At 39.4% G+C, this 23,663-nt stretch carries 26 protein-coding genes; 6 read left to right on the forward strand and 20 right to left on the reverse strand.

Annotated features, from left to right (window positions below; all coding sequences use genetic code 11):
- Nucleotides 1-109: 109 nt before the first annotated feature.
- The 3 genes from E5S68_RS06725 to E5S68_RS06735 form a co-directional block, all read right to left on the reverse strand.
- On the reverse strand, nucleotides 110-1,063 hold the full coding sequence (locus tag E5S68_RS06725; protein WP_135782856.1) for a serine hydrolase domain-containing protein: 954 nt from the start codon (nucleotides 1,061-1,063) through the stop codon (nucleotides 110-112).
- A gap of 35 nt (nucleotides 1,064-1,098) precedes the next feature.
- Complete coding sequence (locus E5S68_RS06730) at nucleotides 1,099-1,833, reverse strand: CppA N-terminal domain-containing protein (protein ID WP_135782857.1); 735 nt, start codon at nucleotides 1,831-1,833, stop codon at nucleotides 1,099-1,101.
- Nucleotides 1,834-1,938: 105 nt separating this feature from the next.
- Complete coding sequence (locus E5S68_RS06735; RefSeq protein WP_135782858.1) at nucleotides 1,939-3,219, reverse strand: DUF308 domain-containing protein; 1,281 nt, start codon at nucleotides 3,217-3,219, stop codon at nucleotides 1,939-1,941.
- 101 nt (nucleotides 3,220-3,320) lie between these two features.
- Between E5S68_RS06735 and E5S68_RS06740 the strand changes: the two genes are divergently transcribed.
- The 3 genes from E5S68_RS06740 to E5S68_RS06750 all read left to right on the forward strand — a co-directional run bounded on the left by E5S68_RS06740 (nucleotide 3,321) and on the right by E5S68_RS06750 (nucleotide 6,887).
- On the forward strand, nucleotides 3,321-5,600 hold the full coding sequence (locus E5S68_RS06740) for a Xaa-Pro dipeptidyl-peptidase (RefSeq protein ID WP_135782859.1): 2,280 nt from the start codon (nucleotides 3,321-3,323) through the stop codon (nucleotides 5,598-5,600).
- Nucleotides 5,601-5,712: 112 nt separating this feature from the next.
- Entirely contained in the window at nucleotides 5,713-6,207 is a 495-nt protein-coding gene (locus E5S68_RS06745; RefSeq protein WP_135782860.1) for a DUF536 domain-containing protein, read from the forward strand.
- Between the two features lie 86 nt (nucleotides 6,208-6,293).
- On the forward strand, nucleotides 6,294-6,887 hold the full coding sequence (locus E5S68_RS06750) for a 3'-5' exonuclease (RefSeq protein ID WP_135782861.1): 594 nt from the start codon (nucleotides 6,294-6,296) through the stop codon (nucleotides 6,885-6,887).
- 38 nt (nucleotides 6,888-6,925) lie between these two features.
- Here the strand turns inward: E5S68_RS06750 and E5S68_RS06755 are convergent, their stop codons facing one another.
- The 17 genes from E5S68_RS06755 to E5S68_RS06835 form a co-directional block, all read right to left on the reverse strand.
- The gene (locus tag E5S68_RS06755) at nucleotides 6,926-7,225 is read right to left on the reverse strand and encodes a YbaB/EbfC family nucleoid-associated protein (RefSeq protein ID WP_135782862.1); all 300 of its coding nucleotides are present in this window, start codon (nucleotides 7,223-7,225) and stop codon (nucleotides 6,926-6,928) included.
- Nucleotides 7,226-7,303: 78 nt separating this feature from the next.
- Nucleotides 7,304-8,455, reverse strand: coding sequence for a site-specific integrase (locus E5S68_RS06760; protein WP_049486002.1), 1,152 nt, complete (start codon nucleotides 8,453-8,455; stop codon nucleotides 7,304-7,306).
- A gap of 1 nt (nucleotide 8,456) precedes the next feature.
- The gene (locus E5S68_RS06765; RefSeq protein ID WP_049486003.1) at nucleotides 8,457-8,705 is read right to left on the reverse strand and encodes a DUF3173 family protein; all 249 of its coding nucleotides are present in this window, start codon (nucleotides 8,703-8,705) and stop codon (nucleotides 8,457-8,459) included.
- A 16-nt stretch (nucleotides 8,706-8,721) separates the two neighbouring features.
- Nucleotides 8,722-9,834, reverse strand: a complete 1,113-nt coding sequence (locus tag E5S68_RS06770) for a CHAP domain-containing protein (RefSeq protein ID WP_135782863.1) — start codon at nucleotides 9,832-9,834, stop codon at nucleotides 8,722-8,724.
- A gap of 16 nt (nucleotides 9,835-9,850) precedes the next feature.
- A complete protein-coding gene (locus tag E5S68_RS06775; RefSeq protein ID WP_001092961.1) occupies nucleotides 9,851-10,075 on the reverse strand; it encodes a hypothetical protein in 225 nt (74 codons plus the stop codon).
- Between the two features lies 1 nt (nucleotide 10,076).
- Nucleotides 10,077-11,963: a phage tail family protein gene (locus tag E5S68_RS06780; protein ID WP_135782864.1), complete on the reverse strand. Its 1,887-nt coding sequence runs from the start codon at nucleotides 11,961-11,963 to the stop codon at nucleotides 10,077-10,079.
- An 11-nt stretch (nucleotides 11,964-11,974) separates the two neighbouring features.
- A complete protein-coding gene (locus E5S68_RS06785) occupies nucleotides 11,975-14,479 on the reverse strand; it encodes an ATP-binding protein (RefSeq protein WP_135782865.1) in 2,505 nt (834 codons plus the stop codon).
- A 13-nt stretch (nucleotides 14,480-14,492) separates the two neighbouring features.
- The gene (locus tag E5S68_RS06790) at nucleotides 14,493-14,903 is read right to left on the reverse strand and encodes a conjugal transfer protein (protein ID WP_135782866.1); all 411 of its coding nucleotides are present in this window, start codon (nucleotides 14,901-14,903) and stop codon (nucleotides 14,493-14,495) included.
- Between the two features lie 2 nt (nucleotides 14,904-14,905).
- Nucleotides 14,906-15,130, reverse strand: a complete 225-nt coding sequence (locus tag E5S68_RS06795) for a TcpD family membrane protein (protein WP_135782867.1) — start codon at nucleotides 15,128-15,130, stop codon at nucleotides 14,906-14,908.
- Between the two features lie 9 nt (nucleotides 15,131-15,139).
- The gene (locus tag E5S68_RS06800; protein WP_135782868.1) at nucleotides 15,140-16,135 is read right to left on the reverse strand and encodes a conjugal transfer protein; all 996 of its coding nucleotides are present in this window, start codon (nucleotides 16,133-16,135) and stop codon (nucleotides 15,140-15,142) included.
- A gap of 11 nt (nucleotides 16,136-16,146) precedes the next feature.
- Nucleotides 16,147-16,704 (reverse strand): conjugal transfer protein, encoded by a 558-nt coding sequence (locus E5S68_RS06805; protein WP_135782869.1) that lies wholly within the window; start codon nucleotides 16,702-16,704, stop codon nucleotides 16,147-16,149.
- Nucleotide 16,705: 1 nt separating this feature from the next.
- Nucleotides 16,706-16,939 carry a hypothetical protein gene (locus E5S68_RS06810; RefSeq protein WP_135782870.1) on the reverse strand — a complete coding sequence of 78 codons (234 nt, stop codon included), beginning with the start codon at nucleotides 16,937-16,939 and terminating at the stop codon, nucleotides 16,706-16,708.
- Between the two features lie 14 nt (nucleotides 16,940-16,953).
- On the reverse strand, nucleotides 16,954-18,186 hold the full coding sequence (locus E5S68_RS06815) for a replication initiation factor domain-containing protein (protein ID WP_135782871.1): 1,233 nt from the start codon (nucleotides 18,184-18,186) through the stop codon (nucleotides 16,954-16,956).
- Nucleotides 18,187-18,392: 206 nt separating this feature from the next.
- Nucleotides 18,393-20,084 carry an FtsK/SpoIIIE domain-containing protein gene (locus E5S68_RS06820; RefSeq protein ID WP_135782872.1) on the reverse strand — a complete coding sequence of 564 codons (1,692 nt, stop codon included), beginning with the start codon at nucleotides 20,082-20,084 and terminating at the stop codon, nucleotides 18,393-18,395.
- Between the two features lie 13 nt (nucleotides 20,085-20,097).
- Nucleotides 20,098-20,559, reverse strand: a complete 462-nt coding sequence (locus E5S68_RS06825; RefSeq protein ID WP_135782873.1) for a conjugal transfer protein — start codon at nucleotides 20,557-20,559, stop codon at nucleotides 20,098-20,100.
- A 21-nt stretch (nucleotides 20,560-20,580) separates the two neighbouring features.
- A complete protein-coding gene (locus E5S68_RS06830; protein WP_049526014.1) occupies nucleotides 20,581-20,877 on the reverse strand; it encodes a hypothetical protein in 297 nt (98 codons plus the stop codon).
- 34 nt (nucleotides 20,878-20,911) lie between these two features.
- On the reverse strand, nucleotides 20,912-21,094 hold the full coding sequence (locus E5S68_RS06835) for a hypothetical protein (protein ID WP_135782874.1): 183 nt from the start codon (nucleotides 21,092-21,094) through the stop codon (nucleotides 20,912-20,914).
- Nucleotides 21,095-21,750: 656 nt separating this feature from the next.
- On the opposite strand from E5S68_RS06835, the gene E5S68_RS06840 reads away from it, so the two are divergent.
- The 3 genes from E5S68_RS06840 (at nucleotide 21,751) to E5S68_RS06850 (ending at nucleotide 23,659) form a co-directional block, all read left to right on the forward strand.
- A complete protein-coding gene (locus E5S68_RS06840; RefSeq protein WP_135782875.1) occupies nucleotides 21,751-22,086 on the forward strand; it encodes a helix-turn-helix domain-containing protein in 336 nt (111 codons plus the stop codon).
- A gap of 26 nt (nucleotides 22,087-22,112) precedes the next feature.
- On the forward strand, nucleotides 22,113-22,697 hold the full coding sequence (locus E5S68_RS06845) for a hypothetical protein (RefSeq protein ID WP_135782876.1): 585 nt from the start codon (nucleotides 22,113-22,115) through the stop codon (nucleotides 22,695-22,697).
- 101 nt (nucleotides 22,698-22,798) lie between these two features.
- Nucleotides 22,799-23,659: an ImmA/IrrE family metallo-endopeptidase gene (locus E5S68_RS06850; protein ID WP_135782877.1), complete on the forward strand. Its 861-nt coding sequence runs from the start codon at nucleotides 22,799-22,801 to the stop codon at nucleotides 23,657-23,659.
- The last annotated feature ends 4 nt before the right edge of the window (nucleotides 23,660-23,663 follow it).

Here is a 23,663-nt window from a genome sequence, read left to right on the forward strand (position 1 = left end):
TTATCTTCATTCTTTTCTGCTATAGATTGCTAGATACAATCTTCTCTCCTTCCATTTTAATATAAATAAAGAAAAAAAGCGATGGCTAAACCACGCTTCTTTCTCCGTCTTAGGAAGGATTTTTGCCGGTCCCTTCCATTTCTCTTTTGATGAGCTCCATGAGTTGATTCCGATCTAGGATCCATTGGGACCGCTCATCTTTTTCATAGGTCCGATTGGATAGGAAAATAGCTGCCAATTGGAGCTTGCGGTTATAGAGAAGGAAGGTTCCTGTATAACCTGTATGGTCCAGCCAGTCTCCTTCCAGGTTCCAGGCCAGAGAGCGCGTCTTCCCTTCCTCTAAGGCATAGTTCTGGGAGAGGATTTCTGAAAAAGGATCCTGTAAGTAGTGCTCCAAGAATATTTTCATATCTTTAATGGTTGAAAACAGACCTGCACTTCCGGCATGGACTCCCAGTACACGCGCTTTCGGATCATGGACGACACCAGCTGGAACGCCACGAAGGGTTGGCACCGCTTGAGAAACCGGGCCAAAAGTAGTCTCCTTCATTTGCCAAGGTGCAAAGACTTGCTCCTGAAAAATCTGGGCCAAATCCTGACCATACCACTTCTCCAGAAGAAAGCCCAACAAAAGAAAATTGACATCTGTATAGTGGAACTGGCGATTGTCCTTGAGCTTCAAACGGTGCAGGGCTTCTTTTAAGCCCTCAGCATCCAAGTCATCTCGTCCGGGGATGAAAGGATCCAGCCCAGAAGTATGGGTCAAGAGCTGACGGATGGTCACCTCTGTCTGCTCCATATCCGGATAGTAAGAAGCTAAGGGACGATCGATATCAATTTGCCCTTGTTGGACCAGAAAAGCAAGAACCGTTCCAACTCCGACGACCTTACTCACACTGGCCAAATCATAGGTCAAGCCAGCAATAACTGGCTCTTGCTTGGCTGGATCAGCCAGTCCCAAGTAATACTCCTGCCAGCTTCCCTTCTGATAGAGCGCAAGAGAGGCACCTGGGTAGATGCCTGCTCCTATTTGCTCTTGAATTTTTTGGATGATTTTTTCCATTTTTCTTCACTCATTTCAATCAGCCAAAGACTTGCTTAAGCTTCGAACCACCATTCAATCTTGCTTGGATCCTCAACTAAGACAAATTGTTGCCTTTTTGGTACAAAAGTCACCTGATCTCCAAAGCAGGAGGCCACTTCACTTGCTACAAATGGCTCTAGAATGACCTTGACCTGACAAAGGTCCCAAGTCTGTCCATTTGCTAGTGTGAGGTCCGGACCATCTGATGCTTCTAAGTCTAAATACTCTTCTAAGCCAGGTAGTTGTTGATAGAAAGCTGTAGAAGTCTCTACATTAGGTACACGAAGAACTATCTTTTCTACGAAAAACTCCGTCAAGGTTGTAAACTCTTCATTCGCTTGAAAATCTGGAACTTCCTCAATTTCAGTTAAACTGTCCACTTGCTCTTCCGCATGGAGCAAGATACGATCTCCTTCTGGCGAAAGGGCTTCAAAGGCATAGCCATTTTTTCCTTTGAAGAGGCGATCAACTTGATGCCCCCGAGCCAGAAGCCACTCAATTTCTTGAGGGTTGGTCACGCGAATCTTTAAGCAAGCCAGGCGTTTTGGCCCCTCCACCTTGCGGGTTCTCATACTAGGGGATTCCTCTAAATAGAGGCGGTCTGTCTTCGATAGGTCTCCAAGGGATAATAAAGCCCCATCTTCCAACAGGGTTTTCATTCCTAAGACCTTTTCAAAAAATTCTTGATTGACATTTCGATTGTTTGTTTTTAATACGGGTGAAATACTACTAATCTTATTTATGCACATAATTCCTCCAAGTCTTTTATATTTTAAAAGATTTTCTTTTTTTTTACAAGAAATCTTGTGCAAAAAAGACAGATTTCTCAAAATTTTGAATCTGTCTTTCTTTACTTAATATACTGTTCGTGTATGGACCCGCCCGTTTGGAGCTTCAAATTCGTATTCTAAGTAATCCTGATAGGTCCCTGGTGCAATCACTCCACGCACATCTAATACAGCCGTTCCCGCCTGTCCCACAATGGAATCTGCTAACAGGCAGCAATTCGTAGACAGAACAAAGTAAGATTTAAAACGCGAAGAAGTAAATTTATATAGCTCAGCCCCTAAATCATATTTCAATTTGTAAGCGTAGGTCGGCTGACCGTCTTCCAGTAACCTACTAGGTGGATCCCAAGGTTCTAACAACTGCTCAATTTCAGCCAGACGCTTCTCTACTGCCTGATTCTCTTCTTCGGTAAGGGATAGGCTGTAGCCAAACAGCGTCTTTTGACTCTCTTTTTTACATAGTTCGATGTATGGTTCCTTATCCACTTTAAACAGTACGCCATCCCCAATCGTCCCAAATAGACGCTCTGAAAAGGGATCGTAACTTCCGTAAGAAATGACCTTCCCCTGATAACAAATATCTACATGCCCAATCGCTCCAAATAAGTTGCTGTCAGAAGTATGAACCAAAATTTCTAATTCCCTTGCCTCTTCTTCTTTTTTCACCAATCGATAAGGGCCTGTGTGTCCCGCCGAGCTCCCTTTTTGAAGAAACTGGTTAAACCGTTTTAACTCCTTAGCAGGGATAAAGGCTGCAAAGATAACCGGTAGGCTAATACGAAAGCGACGTTTTAACTCTTGGCCTTGTTGGTCTTTGTCAAATAAAATACCATCTCGAATATTAGAAATCCCCAACAAGACCAGATAAGCCCCCAAGAGGATAAATTGGAAGTGCCCATCTGAACCAGGTTCCAAGACAGTTGCTAGACCAATCCCACCGTTTAAAAGCGCATCCCATAAATAGAGCCAGCCTCCTTTTACCCGATTGGCCTTATAAAGCCAAAATGTGATCCCATAGACAATGGCACTCCCCAACTGATATGCCCCTAAACAAATCACAACTAAGTTTACGGGCAGACTACTCAGTCGATTCAACCAGATCAACGCAAGTGAAAGAAAAATAAACCAAATAGAGTGGCTATAGGAAATAGACTTGCTACGTAACAAAAAGCGAAGAAGAAAGCTTCCTAGTCCATCAACTAAAAAGTAAATGGCTAATAGATCCAAGGAAAATTTTGTGAAACCAACACCGTTTCGAAAAATGAGGATCCCAAAAATGACGGCAAGAACCCCAAACAATAAAGTCCGTCTTCTTGCAACTTCTTCAACAGATAATTTTCTCACCATGACACCCTCCTTCAGAGATCAAAGGTCTTTAGACAAATACTATTATATCAAGTATAATATAAGAAGTAAAGAAACAGTGAAGCTGATAAAAGGAGCATCCTATGAAATACAATCAATTTAGTTACTTGGCTTTTGACCAAGAAGGTATTCAAAAAGAATTAAAAGAAATTGGCTTTGACCTTCCTACTCACCTCTCGGAAAAAGAACTGTTTGAATGGTTTGTTCGCAAGGTTTATTTCACCTACAAAAATACAGATTATCCCATCTCTAACCTAGTGGCGGATGCTGAAACAGATCTCCTGAGCTATTTCCAATCAGACCGTGAATGGTCGCCGGAGATTTTTTACACAGTAGCTCTCCAGTTGCTCGGTTTCCGCTATTTTATTGACTTTGAAGATACGGACAGTTTCTTGAAAGAAGTCCAATTTCCGATTGAGTATGGAAACTTGGTCGAAAACCTCTACCACCTCCTCAATACTCGAACAGTCAAAGGGAATTTACTAATTGAGCAGTTGGTCAGCGATGGCTTGATTCCTGAAGACAATCGCTACCACTTTTTCAACGGAAAAAGTCTAGCTACCTTTAACTGCCATAATGTGATTCGTGAGGTGGTCTATGTGGAAAGTCGGATTGATAGCGACCAAGATGGCCTTCTAGATTTGGTCAAGGTCAATATTATTCGCCCTCGCTATGAAGGAAAAATCCCAGCCGTCATGACTGCCAGCCCTTATCACCAAGGAACCAATGACAAGGCTAGTGACAAGGCACTCTATAATATGAATGTGGACCTGGAGAAAAAAGAAGCAGGGACCATCCAAGTCAGCCAACCTACACTCGAGCTTGTTGATCCCGTTGGAGAAGCCCAACTGGTCTCTGAGGCTGAAGAAACCCTCACTCATATCAACAGCAGTTATACTCTCAATGACTACCTGCTCGCTCGTGGCTTTGCCAATCTCTACGTTTCCGGTCTTGGAACAAAGGACTCTCAAGGCTTGATGACCAACGGGGATTACCGCCAAATCGAAGCCTACAAAAATGTCATCGACTGGCTCAACGGACGCTGTCGTGCCTTCACAGACCACAGTCGCCAGCGTCAAGTCAAGGCCAATTGGTCTAATGGCAAAGTTGCTACGACGGGCTTGTCCTACCTAGGGACCATGTCCAATGGACTGGCTACCACCGGTGTCGATGGCCTAGAAGTTATCATCGCAGAAGCCGGTATCTCTTCTTGGTACAACTACTATCGGGAAAACGGACTCGTGACGAGTCCTGGCGGCTATCCTGGAGAGGATTTTGATTCGCTTGCTGAGTTGACTTATTCACGTGCCCTTCGGGCTGGAGACTATCTCCGCCACCATGCAGCCCATGTCGCTGATTTGGAAGAGGTTAAGAAGCAATTGGATCGCAAAACAGGTGACTACAACCAATTCTGGCACGACCGCAACTATCTCCTTCAGGCAGACAAAGTCAAGGCAGAGGTGATCTTCACTCATGGTTCCCAAGACTGGAACGTGAAGCCCCTCCATGTTTACCAAATGTTCCAAGCCCTTCCAGCCAACATCAAGAAACACCTCTTCTACCACAATGGAGCCCATGTCTATCTCAACAACTGGCAGTCCATTGACTTCCGTGAAAGCATGAACGCCCTCCTCTCTAAAAAGTTACTAGGCTATGATTCAAACTATGAATTGCCAACTGTCATCTGGCAGGACAATACAGGAGAGCAACGCTGGACTAGCTTAGAAGATTTTGGCAACCAAACAGCTCAGCTGACCTTCTCTCTTGGTGACAGTGAAAAAGTTATCCAAAACCGCTATGCTACAGAAGACTATGAGCGCTATGGCAAGGCCTATCCAACCTTCTTAACTGATCTTTACCAAGATAAGGCCCAGCAAGTGACCATCGATCTTCCGATAGAAAAAGACCTACACCTCAACGGAAAAGCTCGCCTTCACCTACGGCTCCAATCTAGCACTGACAAGGGCTTGCTCTCAGCCCAACTGATGGAGCTAGGAAGCAAGAAGTACCTCCAGCCTTATCCAGCCGTCCTATCCGTCCGTACCCTTGATAACGGTCGTTACCATATGCTGGACAACTTGACCGAGTTGCCCTTCAAGGAAGCCGGCCAACGAGTAATTACAAAGGGGTATCTCAACCTTCAAAACCGTCATGATCTTTTACAAGTCGAACCTGTAACCCCAGGGGAATGGATGGAATTCGACTTTGAACTCCAACCAACCATCTACAAGCTGGAAAAAGGGACTACTCTTCGTCTTGTCCTTTATACAACCGATTTCGAGATCACCGTCCGCGACCAGACGGACTACCAACTCACCATTGACCTGGCCAACTCTAGCCTGACCCTTCCTGAAATGGAGTAAGGAAATCCAGCCTTTTCCCCAGTCGTCCCTTCCCTTGCTTCATTTGACAGCCTTGCCTACTTATGATAATATCTAAGAGAGTATTTCATAGAAAAAGAGTTTAGAGGATATTATGGCTATCGAAAAAACAGTCAGCGAAATTGCTGAAATTCTAGGAGTTAGTCGCCAAGCGGTCAACAACCGTGTCAAGGCCCTAGATCCTGAAGATACAGAAAAAAATGATAAAGGTGTTACCGTCGTAACCCGTAGTGGCTTGATCAAGTTAGAAGAAATCTACAAAAAAACCATCTTTGAAGATGAGCCTGTTAGTGATGATGTCAAACAGCGCGAACTTATGGAAATGTTAGTGGATGAAAAGAATGCTGAAATTGTTCGGTTGTATGAACAACTAAAAGCAAAAGATGAGCAACTAGCTAAGAAGGATGAACAACTTCGGGTCAAAGATGTTCAAATTGCTGAAAAAGATAAACAACTAGACCAGCAACAACAATTAACCCTTCAAGCCATGAATGACCGTGAAACCTTGAAATTGGAATTAGATCAAGCCAAAGAAAAGGTTCAAGAACAAGAGAGTAAAGGCTTCTGGAGACGTGTCTTCGGACGCTAAAAAACTGACCTCGGTCAGTTTTTTCTATGCTCTTCCTCTCCATAATCACCAGACCCCCATCCCCATCATTCAATAAAGGAGTTCCCTTGAAAGAATTAAACCACTATGTCGCCTTCGATTTAGAATTCAATCAATTCGAAGGAAAGTACCACATCATTCAAGTTTCTGCTGTCCGCTTTACAAATGGACAAGAAGTTACCCACTATGATTCCTATGCCTATACGGATAAACCACTAAAAAGCTTTATCAATGGCCTCACCGGGATTACATCTGATAAAATCCTCCAAGCCCCCCCTCTTGAGCAAGTCCTAGAGGAATTTCAAGATTTTGTCGCAGACATCCCCCTCATTGGATACAATGCCATCAAGAGTGACCTCCCTATCCTAGCGGAAAATGGGCTAGAGTTCACGGATCAATATGCTGTTGATGTCTTTGAGGAAGCTTCTAAACGACGCCCGTCTGACCTCCATGGGATTAAAAACTTGCAGCTTCATACAGTTGCTCAGTTTTTAGGAGTGGCTGGAAAATCGCACGATAGTCTAGAAGATGCACGAATGACCGCCCTCGTTTATGAAGCCTTTCTCGAATCAGATCGGGCACGGAACCTCCTAAAGGAACAAGAATCCTTTTCTACCTCTCCTTTTGGTGGATTGGACCTCTCTAATTATTTTAACGACTAAAAAACCTCTATCAAATGATAGAGGTTCTTTCTGTATGCTTAGAATGGTAATTTACCAGCAAAAGCACCCAATTTTTTCTTCGTTGCTGCATCAATCTCTTCAATCGCCGCATTGATGGCTTGAACCGTCATATCAGAAAGAGTTTCTGTATCTTCTGGATCCACAACTGCTGGGTTAAATTCGATGGATACCACCTTCTTGTCACCTGTAAGAGTTGCAACTACCAAGTCTTGAGCAGATTTTCCGACAAATTGAGTCGCAGCTAACTCTGCTTGGCTTTGTTCCATTTGTTTCTGAAGCTTTTGCGCTTGCTTCATCATATTTTGCATATTCATCATAAGATTTTCTAGATTCCTTTCGTATCAAGGGTTTAGACCCTGTTGCTTAATTTTTACTGCCCACTTCTGCCCATTTTTTTAAAAATCGTCAAATGCGTTAGCGACTTCTTTTTGTTGTGATGGGAACAAATGTGAGTAGATATTTATTGTTGTATTGATAGAACTATGTCCTAGTCGTTTCATCAGAGTGAAAAAGATATAATCCTTTCCTTCTCCTCTCCTCAATCCCTGATTTATCAAAAAGGCTACATGTGAATGCCTAAAATCATGGTTTCGAATCAATTTGAAGTCTTCTGGCAATCGTTTCTTGAATGCTGCTCTAAAGTTAGAGACATTCGGAGCAGTCATAGGCTCCCCTGAAAATTGGAAAATCTGCAAATCATCTGTTGAATCAGTTAGCTTAGACAGTCTCTGACTTTGTACTGACTTCCAGGTTTTCAACTCATCCACAAAAGCTTTATGGATATAGATTTCTCTATTTGATTGAGTCGTCTTTACAGATCCAATATGTATTTTCCCATTGCGATAATAGGCTGACTTACGGATCTTAATATATCCCTCGTCAAGAAAAACATCTCTCCAAGTTAAGGCAAGTGCCTCCCCCATACGAATTCCCGTAAACATAAGTACACGATACAGAAGTTTAAAAGGATACTCACTTTCTTCAAAATAAGATTCAAACTCCTTGAATTGTTCAGGAGTATAATAAGACATTTCTTTATGCTTTTCTGGAAGTTTCCGAATGGCATCACATGGATTATCCTGTCTATATCCTTTCGAAATAGCAATATCAAACAACTTATGAACAAAAATCATTTGTTGGTTAATATGCATTGGTGTAAGTGTCCCACCTTTTACACTTGGCTGTTCAATTAGCCAATCTCGATATTTTTTTACATCTTGAATGGTAACTGAAGACATATCAGCGTATTCAAAGAATCGCGATACATATTGGGTATAGTATGAGTTCTGGGTATCTACTGTACCTTTTTTATTTCCACGAAGCTCATCTTCTTCTTTTAACATTACATAAAGAGAGGAAATGGTAAGTTTTTTTGTATTCTGAATCTGATTTAACTTATGGATACGGTAATAAGCCGCATATTCCTCTGCTTCTTTTTTTGTTAAAAAATTAGATTTACGATGTCGTGTACGTTTGCCAGTTAAGGAACTTTTACCATCACTAATATCAACTAGCCACAGTCCATCATCCTGTTTAATTACCGCCATGCTATTTCTCTCCTTCAGTCATGACAGCGTTTTGAAGGTTCCCCTCAATTATATCATTTTTTAATTGTATTTGAAAACCAAGAATGGATTCAACTGTGATAATTGGTACACGTCCAATGCGTTTGTTCTTATACCATTCAAATCCTTCTTGTACAAGCTGGCTCTTAGCTTTTCGTATTAATTTACTAGCTTGTGTTTCAGAATATCCAATCAATTCCATTAAATCATTTTTATCTACAACTTGAATCATCTATATCTATTCCTTTCTAATGTCCTATTACATAGGTAAATTGTTTGGCAGTTTCTGCATCAAACGTGCGGTAACTAATAATCCCCAATCCTTTAACATTATATTCTGAGACGAGAATTGAGCCGTCTGATTTAACTTGTTCCACAAATGAAATATGTCCGTATATTGGATCGGCTCCAGCTTGTCCAGGGCTAAATGATAGAGCAGAATGCTCAGTCGGTGTATGAGTTGTTGTGAATCCTGGTTTATTCATCCATTGACCACCATTTCCCATAAATGGATCAAAGTTGACTCCGACTTGTTTTCCACGGTTGAAGACATACCAAGTACATTGTCCCCAAGGATAAGTACTAGTGATATATTCTGTGGTATCAATAGCTGTTGTCAGACTGTAACCTGCTGGTATATCATTTGAAGTGACTCCTCCACCATCTCTAGTTTTTCCTGTAGTTTGTTCAGGAGCTTTTGGTGTTCCTCCATGTTCATCAATGAAGGCATCCAGTTTTTGCATGGTTTCGGCACGTCTTTTCCCTGATCCTGTGGTATCTGTGAAATAGACTCCACCATCAGTTGCTGGATTAAGTGTTCCATTCGCAAGCTTTTTAGCTTTATCATCTTGTATTTTAAAGGTTTGGTTTTTATTCCCAATGATGGTTTGCTGGGTTAGTCCAACAACAGCAACCTCATCATTAAAGTTATTGGCATATTCTGGATTGGAATCATAGGCCCCAAAACCAAACATATTGGCTCCAGGATTAGTGGCTACCCCAGCAGTTCCAAGGGAGCTTTCATTCAGTGCGATCGCAACGATTCCACGAACATCAAGATTTGATTTAGCTTCCCATTCGAGGAGCTTTTTCCCATTAATTCGGTTCTTATCATAGGAGATTCCTAACGTATCTAAAAAGCCGTCTAATTGCTCTGCTGTAATACCGAAGCGATGAACCAGTAGGTTGTGAGTATAGGGATCACCATCTGACCAGTGATCCGCATAAGTCACTCCATTTTGGGATTGAGGTGAGCCATTCGTTCCACCACCTCCGACAGCCCCCATAAGGATAATGATGATGAGGACCGGTAGAAAGAGAGGAATGAGACCGGCTAATAGAAACCATTTTAGTTTTTTCATCGAATCTCCTTTCTAGTTAATGTCTTATATAAGCAGTGAACAGAACAGTCCCAAAACGCCATTTTGCATCTAAAACGACTGAATAGGACTTAGCCTGTAAGATGATTTTGTCTCTTTCTTGTTCTGATACTGGAAACAAAAGAAGGAAATCGACTGAGCGTTTTCCTTCTTGGTAGGCTTGATAAAGAGTTTCTTCAAGAACTCTTGGAAAAGCAGTTCTTGAGCGTATCTTGGTATTCATATCATTCTCCTCTAAGTTGTCTTAAGCGTTCTGTTAATCGGTCTCTTCGTTCAATATTGGTTCTCAATTTATCATCTCGTGTCATGGTTTTCCTATAAGCACGAGTGAAGGCATTGGATCCTTGGGCTTTGTACATGGCTTGAGGATCTTTATATTCCTCTAATTTGTGCTCAATACTATTAATGCGGAGCTGTTTAAATGGAGAAATCCACTCTTCTTTAAGAGTTTGAAATTCCTCGTTTGAACTTGGTGTTGGCTCTACTGTGATTGCAGATTCCATTGAAGGAGTTGGTGGTATTTTTTCTTCAACTGGTTTAATCCCTTCTAGCGTTTGCTTTGTTTTCGGAATGCTTGGTTCTGGAGCATCTGGACTTATCGGAGTCTCAAGTGTTTCTGCTGGGAGCACTTCATCAGGTTGGTGCTCTGATCCCTTATTGGTAAAGAAAGATCCGACATTTTGGAAGTGACTTTTGGCATTCATCACCATTCCGGCTCCGAAACCAGCACCTGCTAAGGCAAAATTCCCAAGATGTTGAGCAGATGAAAGACTTCTCGATGGTACTTGTGAAGCTACCTCTCTGGTCTTTGTGACCCCTTTTTCAACTTTGTTTCCAATATCATTCGCAACCATTCGAGCTTTGGATCCAAGAATGAATTGGATCAGTTCAGCTTTGTATTTCCATAGAAAGAAATATACGAGTCCCTTTGAGACGACTGAAATGAGTAGTTTAAAGACAAGGCCGAAGATGATCAAGGATGGAAGAGTTTTAAGGATACTATCAAAACCTGTAATGACGATATTTTCTATCATTTTTTCAATGTAGAAGACTAATAGAGTTAATAGACTTGTGATAGCTGGGAAAAGTAGCCCGCCAAACATGACTTTCAAGACTCCAAAAATCAAATCTTGCATTCTTGGTACAAAGGACATTAGAAGTACAATTGGAAAGAGCAGGATCATCATCAGGACGAGTGTTTGCGCAATGACGTTTAACATTTGAATCAAAATAACCGGTATCGCTAATACGAAGGCTTCACAGATTTTGAAGATGACGTAAAACATACGGGTAAAGATGAAGTCAGGCATAGCTGAAACCCACCGGTTCTTTTCACCATCATCATTGGCTCCATTTCCTAGTTCATCAAGATATTTATTCCGATCTTTCGATTTTACTGATTTAAAGTTTCCATTCTTATCGCCTGTTCCTAGTACCTTACTATCGTCAAAAGTTTCTTGTTTCCCATCTTGGCTATTCTTATATTTCCCGTTTTCTTGTCCTGTATTGACAAAGACATAAGCTTTATAAGAGGTTTCTGCAATATAGCTATCTGCCATGGAATCGCCAATTTTTATGGATTTATTATTTCCATACTCCACCTTGATATTCGTGATATTTTTAGTGACATCTTGAGAGACATGGTTGATAGTATCAAGTAGATACAGACCACCTGATGTTCCAGCAATTGTTCCAAAGTAACCAAAACCAAGGATGAGAACTAGAAAGACATGAAGGAGTGTTCTTGAAAAAGCTCCCTTAGAAAAGAAAAACTGATAAAAGAGATAAAACGCTAGAATCAGAAGCAACATTGAAACGAGTGATTGTTTTGCGACTCCACCAGAACTTGAACCGATAAATCCTTTCCAAATATTCATTGCTCCATTAAACACATAGTCCTTGTAGTTGGAGTAGAGATCAATCTTTTCGAGAATCCGAATCAGCAAAGAAAAGAAGCCCACCACTGCGTTTAGAATGAAAAAGAAGAAGTTGACGAAAAGCTCATTAATCAGAACCCAAGCCCCGTTAAAGGAAGCGAACCCAGTAGGCTCCATGTAAGACTTGAGAGAGAAGATATCAACTCCCCTTAGTTTGTCAAAAGCTTCTTGCATGGATTCACCTCCTAACTAGCGTATTTATTTTCAAGGCTTGATGATACCGTAGCTTTCATTGGTTTTAGAAGCATATCAATATCTTCAAAGATGTTGTGTACGGAAATCATATTGAGATTGCCATACACGTCATAGTATAGGCATTGACCAGAGATCATATTGTCAATCCATTCGAGATTGCTTTCAGTGACTTCGAGATTGACATGTTTTAAGATATCTTCTCGTTCAGACTTTTCATAGAAAGCAAAGATAGTCCCAAATCCCGTTGTATCATCGTCATTTTCTGCATCATGTACAGATTGAGTAATCAGTGCCAAGGTATTGTTTTTGGAGCGTCCAATCCGACGCATATTTTTGATAACGGCTTTTCCTTCTGCGGACTTCATAAGAATCCATGCTTCGTCAAAGAACTCAATAGTATCTTCATTTTCATTTCGTTCTCCAAAGTGAGTACAGAAAGCACCCAGCGCAAACATGAGGGTAATAGAGTTGCGTTCGTGATCTGAAATCTTTGTGGAATCGTCTTTTGGTAGCTTGAGGTTATTGACCTCAAGGATGGTCACTCGTGATTCATAGTTAAGTCCTCGAGTAGTCCCATCTGAAAAGGCTAGTTCCAAGATAGAGTTTGTGACAATTGAGGTCAGATAACGACCAACCGAAGCAATTTCAGAGGAAGTAGAGTCTCTCAGAACTTTTAGGACGTGTTTAAATCCGACTTTCTCACCAGCGACTCGTTTTTCTACAATCGCATTAATAGCTTCTGTGATCGCTGTTTTCTGGTCCATTGTGACATCATCTACAGCTTGTAGTAGAAACTCAAGCATATTCTTTGCGACCTCTACAGCTTGTTCTTTATCTAGAACGACAATAGGATCTAAGACTCCGTGGTTTGATGGAAGCGAGCTATCTAGTGTCACAAAGTTAAAGTTCTCAATCTGTTTCTTGCGTTCAGGATAGAGATGTGCAAATTCAGGTGAGTTGATCACTTCTTGATAGTGATTTCTAAGTTCACGTTTAGGGTCAATATAAAGTGTCTTGACATTCTGTAAAGCCACACTTAAAAAGATGATCTGAGCAAGGAAGGATTTTCCTTGACCTGTTGCCCCCGTAATAATGATGTGTGGGTTCTTGGTAATCTTTCCAGCGATATCTTCTTTATTTCCTACTGTCGCATTGTAGAGAACAATGTTCTTTGAGGAATCAATAGCTTTAGAAATATTGTCCCAACGGCCTGTCCAGTTATCTACTCGGCCGATATACCAACCGATACGGTTTCCAGAAGAGGTATTGGTAAAAGGCATGAGTTCTGAAAAGCCACGAGCTGTGACCATATGTGTCCAGGTGCGAGATTTCTTTTGGAGGTTTTCTCCATAAAGCAGAGCTTGAAAGAGATAAGGTCCGTCTTGAGAGGCTTCACTAATTTCGACTCCCATATCATCAAAGTAGTTCAAAACCACTTGCCGTCTTTGACGGAGTTGGTTCACACTAGAAGCAGAGACAATCAGATAGGCTCCATATTCGATGATATCTTCCTTGTTTCCGACTTTCTTCATTAAGTCCTTTAGGGAGATAGAGCCCATGATGATCTCGTCTTGTTGGACAGTATCAGTATTTTCTGCCTCTTCCATGATGTTTCTGTAACGTGTATTCGAGCGTCCCATTCGCCCCTTGATTTTACCAGTATCAATAAATTCTGCCTTGATTCGTAGCTCTACGGGAAAGTTTAAGCGTTGGATAAATTCGCCAAGATGAAAACCATTGAATTGAACAGGAAATTTACCAACCGGAAGAATAGTCACAAAAGAAGATCCATAAGGGCTTTCTAGCTTAAGAAAGCCACCTTTTAGGACTTTGATCAAGGTATCTGTGATATTGAATTGAGCACGATTAGCGAGCACCTCCTTCTTGTAGTGAGGGATATAGCGAAGGTACTGCATCCGCTGGTAATAAAAGAGTTCTTCATTAGATAACCGTTTTGCCCGAAGGACAGAGAAGGCTTGAAAAATAGTGAATTCATCACTTTTATAGTCTTCATACCAAGTGGGACTTAATTCATATTCATAGCCAAGACCCTTGGCAATTTTTTCTGAGAACTCATTGAAGCTCTCATAGGCCAAGTCTTTGACGGTCGCTCCATGATTTTGTTTGCGCAAGGTCACTCCAACGACCCAGTCAAACTGATAAGGAATTTCCATTTCATCCGTTAGACGATCCACCGTGTAAAGAAGAAGTTCTTCTCCTAGTTCTCGGCTGTCATCTGCTAGAGCATCTGAAAAGTCCCGCATTTTCTCCTCTAAAAGATAGTCTTTAGGGATCAGAGATATTTCAAAGAACTTGTTTTTCTGGAGCTTCTTCATCATTTGAGCAACAGTGATTTTGTGTTTGCCCTTTTTTTCATCATCCGTAATCGTGATAGGAGTGTTTGGAATACGATAATAAGCAACGACGGTTTGATCTTTTTTGAGAGCTAGGTTTTCATGTGTTTCCCTAATAGGATAGGTTAAAGTAATACTCATAGGTCCTCCTTTTCTATAGATTTGTTTTTTCAAAGACAATTTCTTCTACAGGCTCTATTCGATCTTCGTGGTAGATAGCTTTTTTGTTTAGCTTAAAATCCCAGAAGTAAATCAGGTAATCTCCTATAAAGACGTGCATCTTTTTACCGTGAGGCTCGTATTCAGTATAAAATTTGGCCAATTTGTACGGAAGATACCAATAGAGCAAGAGAGAAATTGAGTGAGTGATTTTTGCGAGTGGCACAAAGATAAACCCTCCAAAGAGTAACATGGCCACAAAAACGATGATAAAGACAATGAAAAAGGACAACTGCATAGGTGTCGCAAAGTACCATAATCGAGTGCCCTTTTTTGTCTTAATTTCTTGGATCCAATAAGGTGCATTTAGGCCCTTACTGTAATCATAAAGTCTTTCTTCTTTCATGATTAAAGTCCTGTTTCAACTCCAAAAAGACGCAGGAACCAGCCGACTGGTTTTAGGATTTCTTGTCCTTTAGCCATCGAAACAATGACGGCATAGAAACCAACGACGTAGAAAAGCTGGAGCCAGGAACTATTTCGCCAAGCCTTTATAGCTAATGTTACAGCAATGGCTGTCAGGATCCAAATTCCATCCCCCTGGAGGAAGGTTCGTAGATTGTCTGTATTCATAGAGTTCTCCTATTCTTTATTATTTGCATAATTCAGTGGAATGGTGTGTTCTAGTTTAGTGACATAGTAGGTCTTTTCTTTTTCTGAGAGGGTAAAAGTGAAGTTTTCTGAGTGAGTGGTTCCTCCAACCTCAAAGGTTGCTTGGACATATGCGATTAGATTCTGACCATCTTTTTTAAGGTAAGTATAATCAATTGTTTTGAAGGTGGTATTGGCTATAATATCCACATCCTTAGCAATCAGATTAAGGTTATCTTGGTTAGTAGTATAGTTGGTAAAGAAGACCTTGAGGAACTTTTCAACCTTCTTACGCTGAGTATCTGAAAAGTGATCGTTAGCGGTTAATTGAAGCTGATCGTCTTCGCTAAAGTGTCCAGCTTGTGAGGATTCTATAGCAGAAAACCAAGGAAGGCCAGAAACATAATATTTCCCATCTTTTTCATCAAATGGAATATTGAAACCTGTCACAATTTCTTTTTCTTCTGTGTTGTTATCCCGATGGATGCTTTCCTTGTATTTAACCTTATAGGTCGCAACTTTTCCTTCTACAGTCACTAACTGAGAGTAGAGAAGTTCACTAGGATTTCGAACTTGACCTTGAGCTTTCACATCAGGAATGAAGTTGTAAAAGCTATTTAAGTATTCCACTTGAGCTTGTTGTTTGTCTCCTTCTTGTGGAAGGGTGAAATAAGCATAGACATAGTCGTTCAAGTAGTACTGGAGTTTATAGTCGTATTTTCTACTAGACTCCATTGGCTGTGCCTTTTGTTTTTTAGTAGCCTCTACTTGAGCTTGTAGTGTACCTACCTTATTTGATAGTGTAATAGCACGAAAGGATCCCAAGAGACCAACAAAAAGGAGGAAAGCAATTCCTCCTATGACTGCAATATTGACGGTCTTTTTATTGGTGACTTTTAGTTTTTGTGGGCCTCCTTTTTTCTCCACCTTTTTAAAGTGTGAGAGGTATTCTTTTGCTTGAAGCAAGTAGCGTTTGGCTTTATCCATAGATCCTCCTTTTAGAGACTAGCAAGTTCAATGAGCTTTGAGCCTTTTGCATAGAGGCGCTTATTGGCTTTTTCGATCTCGCCATTAATGTAATAGTAGCCTCGTAGCTCAGTTTGGAGTTGTTCGATCAGGTCAGGTTTTAGGTCTTTGGCTTCTTCTTTTTTAAGGAGACTATTTAATTCTCCAGCCTTGGTCCAAGCCTCTCTGTGATCTTTCTTTTTAAGTAATTCTCCCAGTTCATTCGTGACTTGAGAGACTTTCTTTTCAAAAATAGTTTTAGTGGCCATTTCAATTTCCTTTCTAAATTTTTCTTGATTGTCTTTGATGGTCTTTTGGATATAAGTAATCAGTGAGGGGCGCATTTTTTTATTTACACTCAACACTTGACCATCTAGCGTGAAACAGGCATGTTCATAGTTATAGAACCCTCTACTATCTGGAAGATCTTCTGTACATCTGCCTGCACATTCGTAGTAAAAATCTTTGCCCTTTCGTAAGAGGATATACATATTCCAGAATTCTTGTTCTGGAAGAAGCAGAAAGTCTGCTTGATAAATCTTCTTCAGCATCTCAAGAAGCCTCAAGCAGATCATCGTAGCCTAGAGCTTGGTAGATAAAATCTGAATCAAACCAGAGCCAGTCATTGATTTGCCCTTCAGTTGGTGTATCACCAGAGAAGATATCCTCACAAATGACGGTTAGGGTATCCACTCCACCACGTTCACGGACAGTGTTTAGAGTTTCCAATCCACCTGACCAGGCTTTAAAGTTGTCTAGTGAATTGATTTGAACTTTGTATTCCATATAGTTTTTCCTTTCTAGTGTTCATAGTGTTTATTGGCTTTGAGAAGTCGTAACATGGCTTTTCCTCGATCAGTAATCTCTCCGCTATTCTGAATCATTTTCATGTATTCTGTTTGGAGGATCTTGTCTGCTTCAGTGACTAGTGCAAGAGAGTTAGCAACTTGATAGGTCAGCCAGCGAATGGTTCGCTCAATACTGTATGGTTGTGGGTTGGTGGAGAGTTTTAAGGGTTCGACACCTCCAAAGAGCCGTTGCCATTTTTCATCCGGTTTGTAGGCTCCAAAGCGAGTGAGTCCATCATAGACTTGGATTTCTTTATTGATGATCCCTCTTGCGATTTCTCCGAGATCTACACCGTTAATGTATTCCTCTACAATGCCTTGGGCTTTTTGATCTGAAAAGCGGAGTTCATAGCGATTCCAGATACCAAAAATCTCCAAGGATTCGTCCAAGGAGATGTTTTCCATACGAGCTATTTCATAGCGCTTTTCATAAAAGTTGAAGTAGAGTTGACTTTGACGACTTCCAAAGTAAATGGATAAGCCGTGATTCGCTTCCATGTTTTCATTATCTGTGAAAGATCCACCACCCGTGATATTCCATTTCTTGATCGTATCTAGAACAATCTCTTTGGAATAGAGTTTATCAATCAATTTGGGAATTTGAATTTGTTCGTCCTCATGACCATAACCCTTATAGAGTTCATCCAGAGCAATATCGAGTCGTTTCACCCGAACATCTTCATAGGAATAAAGAATATTTTGAAGAAAAATCTGCCAAGTAATTCCCTTGTCTTCTAGAAGTAGTTCCAATTCACGACATCCTTGACCAGATAGTTGAAGACAAGTTTGGTAGTCATTAGTCACTGACTTATCAAAGAAATCAAAAATCCAGATGTTTCCTCGTTGCCACAAGTGGGTATAGTTCATAAGACGGGTTTCTTGGTCTGTAAATTCGCTTAGGTGACAATGAAGAAAATTTTCACAGAAAGCATCTAAATCCTTTAATCTAGGAAAGGTCAATCGTAGATAGTCGATTTGAGCCCGAAGACAATTTTTATCGCAATCTTGATAGTAACCGAGCCTTTCTTTTAGTTCCCTAAACTTATCAATCGTCAGTCCTCTTTCGCCTGTTTCATAAGAGCGGTAGGTTCTAGTTGGAAGATTAACAGCTTGTGCAAATGCTTTTTGACTAAGTCCTGTTTGTTTTCTAAAATTCTTAATATGAAAAGGACTAATTTTGTCCATTCATCGCAACACCTCTTTCTAACAAAGTGACACACTTTTTTTACGAAAGTGACACACTTTATAAAATTCGAAAACCCAACTCCCATAAGGAATGAGGAGGGGTGGACTTGGCGTTTTTGCCAAATGTAACCCCCCTATTAGAAAACGGGGGTTACTTGTCATCATGAGCCAGGAACGGCGGGCTTCGGTCTTCGCCTGACCTGCGGTCAGGCTTGCCCTTGCCCTTGTCCTAGCCCATGATGACTGACAATCGCTTCAATAGCTTTTGGATAAGACTTGCGTCCATCTTCCTCAAATTGAGTGATTGTTTCAAGAAGTAACTTTTCTTGGAAAGGTTCAATGAGAATAGCGGAATCAGTACGTTTAAATGAGATCCCGTGCTCTTCCATATAAGGGATGATTTTTCGAAGAGTTTGCATCTTTAGATCGTACTCCTCCGCAAATTCCTTGAGTGGACGATGAATAATTTCTGGTTCTTGTAATTGTTCATCTACCTTAATTTTCTCTTTTGATTTCTTCTCCTCCAGGTATTCTTCAAATACTGAGAACTCTTGACCTTCAAACTCCATGATCGGGATTTTAGCGTATTCATCATAGAAGGAAAAGCCCTGGTCAAGTGGAATATAAGGTGAATAAAATTCACCAGCTAGATTCCCACTTGAAGCAATATAGCCACGACCAACTACTTTTACTCCATTAATTTCATCTAACTTTTTAAACTCTTTGGTTTTATTGGCATCCCCAAACATCATGTCATATCCTGTTGATTCTAAATGACCGACGGAGAGACGCTTCATAAAGTTATCCCGAAGAGCCGTTTTGATAAATTCACCATCGGGCCGTTGCATAGCAAAGATGATAAAGACTCCAGCTTGGCGACCTTCTAGAACTAACTGGGAGAGGTATTCCATGAGTTCTGACTGTTGGCTATAGTCACGGTCAATTTTTGCCATAAGGGCTGCCCACTCGTCTACAAGAATGAATTTTGGTTTCATATCATAGTGAGTAAAATTCTTTCCAGCTTGAAATTTTGACGAAGAAGACATCTGTTCATAGCGTTTTTCCATGAACTCTACATTCTCTTTAAAACAGTTAATGATATCTTCCTTACTAGTGTAGACTCGACTATGAAAGACTGGAATTTTCTTTAATCCAGCAAGGTCTGAATTCTTTGGATCACAGATATCAACAAAGCCGATTTTAGCTAGGGCGTAGATAATAGTCATGAGGACAACGGTTTTTCCTCCACCAGTTCCACCACCAATGAGAAGGTGAGGTTCTTCGATATAATCCCAGGATATATCTTTCATGAGCTGGAGTTTTGAACCTTTTACTTTTACTTCATCGATGGTTATCCTGCTATCAATTCGGTTAATAGCAATTTCATACTTGATAAAGCGATTATCAAAGGTTTTATTGCGAAAGTCCCCGTTAAACATAACTTCAAGTGTGGCCCCAAGGTTTAGAAAGCGATCTTGAAATTTATTACCTTCTAGAATGAAACTTACTTCAATCTTGTAGCGAGACTGTTTGATATACACTTGAGGCAAAGCGATTTTTTCAATGATCTTGTTTTCACGTCTAACCTTTTTAACTAGATAGAGGTTATTCTCTAGCAAAAAACGAGAAAGAATTCGAAGGCTGTTGAGCTTTTGAAAAAATAGCATCTTTCTGTAGCAAACTCGATTGATAAACCAAGAAAGAATCAATGAAAAAAGTAGCCCAGCTCCTAGAAAATATGCTTGTGGTAAGGGATGGACTTTTAATTCTTCTAGATGTAAGTAGCTGTAGTAACTAATAGCCAACAAAAAAGGAAACCACCAGATAAACCATGTGATTCCCTTTAGTTTACGATGAAAAACTCGAACTCTTTTTCCCCGATAGGTAAAGAGTTTCATGGTGCATCACCTCCTAGTTTTCCTTCTTATTTTCTACCGGTTTGTTTTCTTTAGTTGGTGTGCCTCCAGCTTTTTTCTTGATTTTAGAAGCAAAGAGCTTATAGATATCATTACGATTGACATGGGTATGAGTGATAACAATATCTTCTAGTTCAACCTCTTCTCGGTATTTAATGCCCAAATCTTCAATTTCAGACTCTGACATATCTGCGATAGTGAAAAAGAGTGTTTCATGCTGGACAGAAGAATGAATTCCTACAACAATTCCACGGATCTCACCTGTATTGACTTGGACAAATGATCCATCAGGATTACGTTGTGTGCGATCCACTTCAAAGATGATATCAGGGCCCTCAATGCCTCGGAAAGTCAGTTTTCCAAGAACTGCTGGTACATCTAGTCCATCTGTAATGACACGATAAGTCTTGTCAGCAATTTGTAGTTTTTCTCCGTAGTTTAATCCGATTTTAGCCATGTGATTTTCTCCTTTTATTTCTTATTTTTTGAGTACTAATTTTTCCGCAAAGACATTGAGGTAAGGTGCAACAGTATTGCCATTTAAAGCAGTGTCTGGGAAAAAGATTGGGTTAACTGCTTCTACTAGAGCATCTTCTGGAAAGACTGTTGTAGAGGCTGGTGTAATGACATGAAAGGCTCCGTGCTCTGCGCTGTTTAGAATGTGGCGTTGATATTTACCTTCTTTTCCAAAAATAAATTTAGGAGCATTTCCCAAACGTTCGTAGTAAGCAGGGCCAATAAATTCTGGTTTCATTTTAAGTGTTTCTGAGATCATAAGATTTTCCTTTCTGAGTGTAAAATAAAAAGAGTTAAGCTAGTTGCTTTACTCTTGAGTAATAGTGGGTAAATAGTTTTCGTTTAAACATGCGACTATAGAATTGAATATCCCCATGAGCATAGCCATTTCTACGAGCATTTTGAGCTAGATGAACTAGATCTACTTGCGCTTGAGCATAGAGTTTAGCTTGTAGTTTATCAGAGTCACTAAACATGCCATAGGTAAATTCATAGTTATCATAGAGTCGTTTACATTGTAGTGCGAAAAAAGTTTGTCATACCATTCTCCTTTATTGTAATAGTAAAAAAGCTACTAAGTGAAAAAAGGAAATAACTTAGTAGCTTGAGAGTAGGTCTATCTTATTAGATAGACGGCAGTAAAGAAAAGTTATTTGGTTGAAGGATCCGTCCTTCACGGTGGCAACGTTTAGCAAGGTGCTTTGCGTCAATTACCATCGCTTTCCCAGCCAATCTCTTCAGGTAGTCCTCATCATACCCAAGGGATTCTCTTACGCCCTTTGGCGAAGCCAGTTCACTTTACTATTCGGAAAAGTGCGAAAGTCCGAAATGCGTGGAAGCCCACAAGAAATTAGTCTTGTTTTATATCTTCACTTCAACCATAAAACGGACTTGACTTTTGGTATCAAAACATTTACAATAAAGGTACGAAGTTTATGTGTAGTTCTGATGATCAATCCTCTGGTTGTCAGACGCACTTTTTATTTAATTGTCAATGATCATAATGCCGATAGTTAGGTGTTATTATTTTTAAATCCTATATAACCACCAGCTATATTTATATTATATAACCGTTAGTTATATTTGTCAAGGGATTATTTTGAAAAGTTAAAAATATTTTTAGAGGTCAAAAATGGAATTTTCGGAACGCTTAAAAAAGCTTAGGAAAGACGCAGGTTTAACTCAAGTTGATGTAGCAAATAAATTAGGAATTTCGCAACCAGCATATGCATCATGGGAACGTGGAATAAAAAAACCAACCCAAGATAATCTAGTGAAGATTGCACAAGTTTTAAATGTATCGGTCGATTATTTAGTTGGAAACTCTGAAGAAAAATCGAATGACTTAGACAATATTGAATTGCTTTTCCGTATGAACTCAAAGGGATTGACCGATGAAGAAAAGGAAATCTTTAGAAAAGAATTGATTGAGTTTATGGATGAGAGAAAAAAAGCTTTTGGGAAATAAATAGAAAGTATAGGATTTTTAAATAAATGAAAAAGATTAAAGAATTTTTTAAAAAAATATCATCAAAAATAAACGTGGCTTTAATTATTTCTTTACTTGCATTATCGGCTTCTGCAAATTTTAATAGAATAAACTCCTCAAATTCTAAGCTAGAAAGTTTATATCAGAATTCCATTGATTATTTAATCAATTTAGAAAAAAAAGAACTTTTATTTGTTAGTAAAAATGAGAAGAGCGTATCTACAAAACAGGAAGAGATTCAAATCAATATAAGTGATGAGTTTTATTATGCTGTAATTTTAGATTCAATTAATAACAATAATAAGTATGCAAAAGAACTTAAAGATATTTTAAAAAACGTAACAACATATCATTCATTGGAAATAGAAAGACTATCGGCTACTTATGCTCTTGCTGTAGAGAAAGAGAGTAACTTTGACAAAAAATATATTGAAGAAAATGAAAAAAAAATTAGTAAGATTGAAGAACAACAAATGAAATTAACCCAAAATAATAAAATAAATTTACGTGATAAGTATAAAGAAATTGTAATTAGCTATTATTTTGAAGAAAAAGAGATAAATCGATTTAAGTTATTCTATTTCTTTTAAAAGATTAAGATTAAAGTGGACATTCGTCCACTTTTTTTATATACTAAACTCAACTAAATTGGTTTAGTTTTGTAATTTATACTTAAAGGAGGTACCATTCTTTGGATGAATTGTATACAAGAATAAGTAAGTCTACAAAACATGTGTTATACCAATACATGAAGGATCATGATATTTCATTACTAAATTATAATTTCAACTACTTCTTTCAATATTGTATTCAAAAATATCAAATTCAAGTAATTAGTCACCACTTCTCAAATCACAAGATTGAAGGATTAACTGTTATTGATGAATTAGGTATTAGTTTTTCTTATGAAAAGGATAATCCCATTGTGAAGCAAAATTTTACGCTGTGTCATGAGCTAGGACATTTTATCCTAGAGCATGAAGGTAATTATTTTGCAGAATCTATTGATAATCAGGAGAACCTACTAGAGCGTGAAGCGAATATTTTCTCTGCTGTAGTATTAATGCCTGACATTGTTTTGTTGTCAAAGATTTATTATAGTTGCGACACCTTTCAACACATTCAAAATAGCCTCGATGTCTCAAAACAGGCATTGTTCTTTCGCCTTTTAGATCTTCTTAGAGAATATTATCCTGAAAAAGAAAATACCATTAGGCAGGCTATCGATGCTTATATTGATGGACAAAATGCCACACTACTCCTTTTGTTTCACAGCATCAAAGAACATATTATAAAGGAGTTTAACAACTACCAGACTTCTCTCATCAATAAGATAGAGCTATCTGTGAGCAAAAGAGGTTTTGTAACTAGTCAAGAGTATCCAGAACTTCTAGATCAAGAGAATTGGAAAACAATAAAGACTTGCCGAAAGAATTTAAAAGTATGGCTCATTTATGATAGAGGAAAATCTATAGCTTATGTTTGGGATAAAAATAAGCTAACGGACAAAGAGGCAAAACAAAAAGCTGAATTGAAACTACTATTAATGTGAGGAA

Source organism: Streptococcus rubneri (assembly GCF_004785935.1).
In the GTDB taxonomy this organism is placed as follows: domain Bacteria; phylum Bacillota; class Bacilli; order Lactobacillales; family Streptococcaceae; genus Streptococcus; species Streptococcus rubneri.